The following is a 6,146-nucleotide window of genomic DNA, read 5'->3' as shown; positions in this document are numbered from 1 at the left end:
ATGAAGGGGGCAGACGATCCAGGCGCCCGGTATCAGCCACGGCGGCCGCACCACCAAAATCCAGGCTCTGAGTGAGGACCGGGGGCGCGCCCGCTCGCCTTCGTCCTGACACCCAACAGGCTCTGGAAGTGCTGTTTCAGCCCGCTCCCCTATCGTGGCCGCAACGCCGTCGAGCGCATGTTCTGTTGTCTCAAAGATTTCCGTCGCGTCGCCACCCGCTACGACAGGCTGGCTACCAACCTCCTGGCTGCCGTCCATCTCGCCGCCATCGTCGGCTATCGGTTATGAGGAACGGCCTTAGCATAATCAGGTTAGTCCTATAGGACTTCGCTGCAGCAGGCCGCAAAGATTTAGCGGCGATAAGCCACCTCACTCAGCCCATCAGAGTCCAAGGCGGTTGTGGCCGGCCCGGAAGGCCGCGGCACGACGGTGACCTTCCAGCCCCTCGCGCGCGCTCTGCCGCACAGCCGGAGGGGCCACGGCCGCCACACCTTGCGGCTCCAGCCACTGATGCGTGCAGACTTTCAGGTAGGATCCGACCCAAAGCCCACCTGTGTAGCGTCCTGTGCCGAGGGTCGGCAGCGTATGGTTCGTCCCGCAGCACTTGTCGGAGTAGACCACGCTGGCCAGGGGGCCGATGAACAGCGAGCCATAGTTGCGCAGCTTCCGGGCCGTAGCATGGGGGTCCGCCGTATGCACCTGCAGGTGCTCAGCGGCGATCCTGTCGGAGTAAGCCAGCATGGCCGCCTCATTCGCACAGAGCACAACCTCGCCGTAATCCCGCCAGGCTTGGCCCGCGATGCCCGCGGTCGGCAGATCGGTAAGCTGGCGCTCCACTTCCACGATGGTCGCCTCGGCAAGTGCACGGTCCGTGGTGATCAGGCCGACCCGCGTCATCACGTCGTGCTCCGCCTGGGCGAGCAGATCCGTCGCGATCATCTCAGCATTGCCAGCATGATCAGCGACGACATAGATCTCGCTGGGCCCGGCGAGCTGATCGATGCCTACCGTGCCGAAGACCTGCCGCTTTGCTTCATTCACGTAGGCGTTGCCGGGGCCGAAGATCTTGTCCACTGCCGGCACACTTTCCGTGCCATAGGCCATAGCGGCGATGGCCTGCGCGCCGCCGATCCGAAAGATGCGGTCGGCCCCGGACAGGTGGCAAACCGCCACCATGTCGGGATGGGCGGTCGGCGGCAGGCATGCCACGATCTCGTCGCAGCCGGCGACGCGCGCCGGCACGATGGTCATTACCGGGGCAGAGAGCAGCGGATACCGCCCGCCCGGCACATAGGCGCCGACCCGCTCGATCGGAATCACCCGGTGGCCGAGATGCAGCCCCGGCAGCACCTCCGCTTCCAGCGGCAGCATGGTCGCCCGCTGGCGCTCGGCGAAGTCGCGCACGCGGGCAATGGCGAACTCGGCATCGTCCCGCGCGGCCTGGTCCATGCGGGATACGATGGCCGTCCGCTCCTCGGCGCTAACCTCGAAGCGTTCCAGGTCGGATTTATCGAAGGCCTGGCTGTATTCCCGCACCGCCGCGTCGCCGCGGCCGCGCACATTCTCCAGTACGGCCTTCACCGTATCGGCCAGCGCATCGTTGTCCTGAAAGGAGTTGCGGTGCGCGGGCTTCAGGAAAGTCAGCGCTTCGTCGGAGATAGGCATTCGAATTTTCCGTTGAATGGCGGGCCCCGCACCTCAGGCGCGGCGCGCGTTCCAGGGATAGCGGACGGAGCCGCTGAGCACGCCCTGCAGATCAGTGCGGTAGGCGGTCTTGGGGAAGTAGATGCCGAGTGGCAGGCTGGGCACCTCGCGCAGCGCCAAAGCGTGCGCCTCATGCGTCAGCCGGTCGCGGGCAGCATCATCGCTGGCGGCCAGCCATTCCGCTGTCAACCGCTCCATCTCGGCGCTCTCGTACCATCCTGGCCAGCCGCGCTCGCCCTCTCCACGCACCGTGGTGTTCAACACCGGGTTGGCGATGGCGATGCTGGGCCAAGTGCTGTGATAGATGCCCCAGCCGCCCTGATCCGCTGGAGCCTTGGACAAGCGACGCTGCAGCAGCGTTCCCCAATCCATGTCCTGCAGATCGACATTGAGGCCTGCTTGCCGGAGCCTTTCAGCGGTGACAAGCCCAAGCGGGGCGATCGCGGCACTGTCGGCGGCATTGATCACAACCACTTTCTCCCCAGCATAGCCGGTGGCCTTCAGCGCCTCCGCCATGCGCGAGGGATTGCCCGCCAGCGTGCCGAAATCCTGCCGGCCCAACTCCTCGATGCCGGGTATGGTGCAAGGGAACATGGCCTTGCACTCGCGCCAATCCTCGCTCTTGCCGCCCGTCACCGTGGCGAGATAGTCAACCTGCTGAACCACCGCCATGACGAAGCGGCGCAGCCTCGGGTTGTTGAAGGGCGCGACGCTGTGGTTGAAGCGTAGCACGAGCTCGGTGCCGAGCGGATCGCCGTTCTCCACCTTCACCTGGCTGTTTCGGGCGACCAGCGGCTCCAGATCCGCGGGCAGATTCTCCACCCAGTCCACCTCGCCCTGCTGCAGCGCGGAGACCCCGGTGGCCTCGTCGGCGATGACGCGCCACTCCACCCGCTCAAAATGCGCGACCTTGCCGCCCGAGGTCCATTCCGGGTTGCCCTCGCGCGGGCGGTAGCCGTCGAAGCGCGCATAGGCGATGAGATTGCCGGAATCCAGCTCATCGGCCAGGAAACGATAGGGGCCGGAGCCGACCATCTCAGTGATGGGTTGGTCTGGCGCCGAGCGGGCCAGGCGTTCGGGCATGATGAAGGCCGGTGCCGAGTGCGGCTTGCCGATCGCGTCCAGCAGGCGCGGAAAGGGCCGCTTGAGGTGGATGCGCAGGACCCGGTCATCGCTGGTGTCGTAGCGGTCCACGGCAGCGCCGTAGGCCCGGCCGAAAGTGTCGCGGCGGCTCCAGCGTTCCAGGCTGGCGGCGCAATCGGCGGCACGGACCGGCGCCCCATCATGGAACAGTAGCCCTTCCCTGAGACGGATGCTCCAGATCCGGCCATCATCGCTGACCGACGCGCCTTCCGCCATCTGGGGCTGCGGCCGCATGGCGGAATCCACGCCGTAGAGCGTGTCGAACACGTGGTAGCCATGCTGCACGGCGACCAACGCGGTGGAGAAGACCGGGTCCAGCGAGACTAGGTCAGTGGATGGCACCAGCCGCAGCGTCGTGGCCCGGCGGTTCTGCGCCAGGGCCGGGCGGGCCAGGATGCGGCCGGCCAGCGGTAGCGCCGCGGTGGCCAGCATGAGGTTTCGGCGTCTCAGGCTCATCGTGGTCCCTCCTTTCTGGGCGTCGTCCCAGGGGGCCCGTCTTGGCGGGGGCCTGCAGCACACTCTGGCAGAGATCGGTCGGGAAGAACGGCGTCCGTTGCCCTGCGGTCAGAATACTTACCAAGCAGTGGGCCTATGCCTGCTGCTGCATCCGCATAATGGACGCCACCCGAGGTATCTTGTTCATCATTCTAACCGGCTTCATGCTGCTCCCTGGCGGGCGGGATGGAGGCTGTGGCCATGGCACTGGTGGGTGGGAAATTGCGGGCGTTGCGTCAGAGGCGGGGCCTGGGCATGCGCGAACTGGCACTTCGCTCGGGCATCTCGCATTCTGCTATCTCTCAGATTGAGCGAGAGCGGATGAGCCCTTCGGTGGACACGCTGGGGGCCATCCTTGGTGCGCTGGGCACGACCCTGTCTTCCTTCTTCGCGGACCTTGAGAGTGCCCTGCCGGCACGGCCCTTCTACAAGGCAGAGGAGCTGGTGGAGATCGGCCGGGGCGACCGCATTTCCTATCGTCTGGTCGGCATGGACCATCCGAACCGGCGCATGCTGATGCTGGCGGAGCGTTACGCCCCCGGTGCCCACACAGAGGCGGTGATCGCACACAACGCGGAGGAGGCCGGCATCGTGACGCAAGGGGCCGTGGAAGTCACGGTGGATGGCCGCAGCCGGATCCTGCGCAAAGGCGACGCGTATTATTTCGACAGTCGGCTACCGCACAGCTTCCGCAATGTCGATGCCGCGGTGAGCGAGATCATCAGCGCCATCACCCCGCCGACCTATTGAACGTCTGGGCATTATCCTGCCCAGCAATGCCCCTTTCGCTTGCGCCTCCGGCGGCAACAGGGTGAGCTTCCTCTGCAGAAGCAGGGGAGGCGTAGCATGACCAAGAAGCGGATCCTGGCGGGCGGCATCGCGCAGGAATCACACAGCTTCAATCCTGTCCTGACCGACCGCGCCCGGTTCAACATTCAGTCCGGACAGGCGGCCATTGCGTCCGCCCGTGGCACCAATTCGCTACTGGGCGGCATCCTGGACACGGCCGAACAGGCCGATATCGAGGTGCTGGTGCCGACGCTGTTCCGCGCGCAATCCGGCGGCCCGGTAGAGGATGTCGTGTTCGCCGAGATGCGCGACATCCTATGCGATGCCGCGAAGCGAGGTGATTTCGATGCTATCGTCCTGCCGCTGCATGGCGGCATGCTCACACCCACGCTGGAGGATCCGGAGGGCGAGCTGATGGCATTGCTCCGTGCCATTGTCGGTCCCGGGCTGCCGATGACGGTCGCTTTCGACCTGCATGCCCATGTGACGCCGCGGATCCTCAAAACCTGCGACTTCCTCGCCGGCTACCTGACCAACCCGCATGGCGACCAGGGCAGCACCGGCCGCCGCGCCTGCAGGGCGGCCCTCGACATCCTTGGCGGGCAGCTACGTCCGGTGCTCTCCGCCGTGCATGTGCCGATGCTGACCCTAGGCCATGATCGCACCGATGAGGAGCCGCTCATGGGCCTGCAGGCACGCGCCCGCGCGGCTGTGGAAAGCGGCTTGGCCTATGACGTCTCCATCTTCAACGCTCAGCAATTCCTGGATGTGCACGGCCTCGGCAACTGGGTCCTGGCCTATGGCAACGGTTCTGACGGGGGCCGGGACCGCTTGGCACTGGAGTTGGCCCAATCGCTCTGGGATCAACGCCATGCATTGATCGGCACCTATCCTTCGCTGGATGAATGCCTGGACCGGGCCGAGCGCGGCACCAAGCGCCCGTTGATCCTGGGTGATCAAGGGGACCGTGTGGCCGGCGGTGGCCCTGGCGACAGCACCTACGTGCTCCGCGCCTTGCTGGACCGCCCCGGCCTGCCGGCCGCCGTCGTGCCGCTGACGGACCCGGCCTCTGTTGCCGCCTGCCACGCGGCCGGAAACGGCTCCCAGGTGACCCTGGATGTGGGCGGTTGCTATTCCACCATGGCGCCCCCCACCACCATTACGGGCAAGGTGATTGGCCTCGGAACCGAAGCCCACGTCACCTATGATGGGCCGGCCGATGCTGGGTACAAGGCGAAGCTCGGCGCCTATGCAGTGGTGGAAGTCGGCAAGGTGCGCGTGCTTCTGACAGACCAGCCCTACTCTTATCTCGATCCCGACTACTTCCGCGCGATGGGGATCGATCCGGCAAAGATGGGTGTCGTTATCACACGCTCCGGCTACCATTTCACCTTGAACTTCGCTGCGACGGGTGAGTGCATCACCGTCGATACGCCAGGCATGACATCCTACCAGGTTCATGAGTTGCCATTTACCGTCGCGCGCCCGTTCTTTCCGCTGGATGAGCCGGATTTCGTCCCTGTCTTGGCCGAGCATCCCAGCCGCATGGTCTGAAGTATGGACACATCGAAAAACCTCGCTGTTGAGGCGCTGAGCTGATTCACTGACCTCGGTCAGCGGAGGCAGTGGCGATGGCGGGTCAGCCTGGCCTCTTCGATGTGGAGGAGCGGTATGCGGCACTCTCCGCGGCCGGTGATCCGCTGGAACGCCTCTCAGCTGTGGTCGACTTCGAGATCTTCCGCCCTGTGCTGGAGGCGGCGCTGGCGCGCTCGGATTGCAGCCGTGGCGGACGCCCACCCTGTGACGCGGTGCTGATGTTCCGCATCCTGGTGCTGCAGGCGCTCTACAGCCTCTCCAATAAGCAGGCGGAGTTTCAGTTGCGGGACCGGCTCTCGTTTATGCGCTTCGTGAGCCTTGCCCTCCACCAGGCGGTGCCGGAGGTCGTGTCCCATCGCGTGGTGTAGGAGCGATGGTTTCCGGCGGGCTGAACTACCGGATCAGGCTGGCACGGCGGA

The 6,146-nt window shown here is 65.6% G+C and carries 4 protein-coding genes and 2 pseudogenes; 4 read left to right on the top strand and 2 right to left on the bottom strand.

The annotated features are described in order from the left end of the window. Nucleotides 1–7 precede the first annotated feature (7 nt). Nucleotides 8–288, top strand: a pseudogene (locus D2K64_RS22615) (IS5/IS1182 family transposase); the annotation flags it as partial. Between the two features lie 93 nt (nt 289–381). Here D2K64_RS22615 and hisD read toward each other — a convergent pair. Further along, a complete protein-coding gene (gene hisD / locus D2K64_RS22610) occupies nt 382–1,665 on the bottom strand; it encodes a histidinol dehydrogenase (protein ID WP_120010640.1) in 1,284 nt (427 codons plus the stop codon). 33 nt (nt 1,666–1,698) lie between these two features. After that, entirely contained in the window at nt 1,699–3,303 is a 1,605-nt protein-coding gene (locus tag D2K64_RS22605; RefSeq protein ID WP_238384380.1) for an ABC transporter substrate-binding protein, read from the bottom strand. Between the two features lie 225 nt (nt 3,304–3,528). Here D2K64_RS22605 and D2K64_RS22600 point away from each other — a divergent pair, with 225 nt between their 5' ends. The 3 genes and pseudogenes from D2K64_RS22600 to D2K64_RS22590 all read left to right on the top strand — a co-directional run. Further along, entirely contained in the window at nt 3,529–4,092 is a 564-nt protein-coding gene (locus tag D2K64_RS22600) for a cupin domain-containing protein (protein WP_306418952.1), read from the top strand. A 96-nt stretch (nt 4,093–4,188) separates the two neighbouring features. Then, nucleotides 4,189–5,685 (top strand): M81 family metallopeptidase, encoded by a 1,497-nt coding sequence (locus tag D2K64_RS22595; RefSeq protein ID WP_120010637.1) that lies wholly within the window; start codon nt 4,189–4,191, stop codon nt 5,683–5,685. Nucleotides 5,686–5,762: 77 nt separating this feature from the next. Next, nucleotides 5,763–6,080: pseudogene (locus tag D2K64_RS22590) on the top strand (transposase); the annotation flags it as partial. Nucleotides 6,081–6,146: the final 66 nt, after the last annotated feature.

Origin of the sequence: Teichococcus vastitatis (genome assembly GCF_003604215.1) — a bacterium.
GTDB classification, from domain to species: domain Bacteria; phylum Pseudomonadota; class Alphaproteobacteria; order Acetobacterales; family Acetobacteraceae; genus Pseudoroseomonas; species Pseudoroseomonas vastitatis.
Note: the sequence above shows the minus strand (reverse complement) of the source record. Positions and strands in the feature narration are given on the sequence as shown.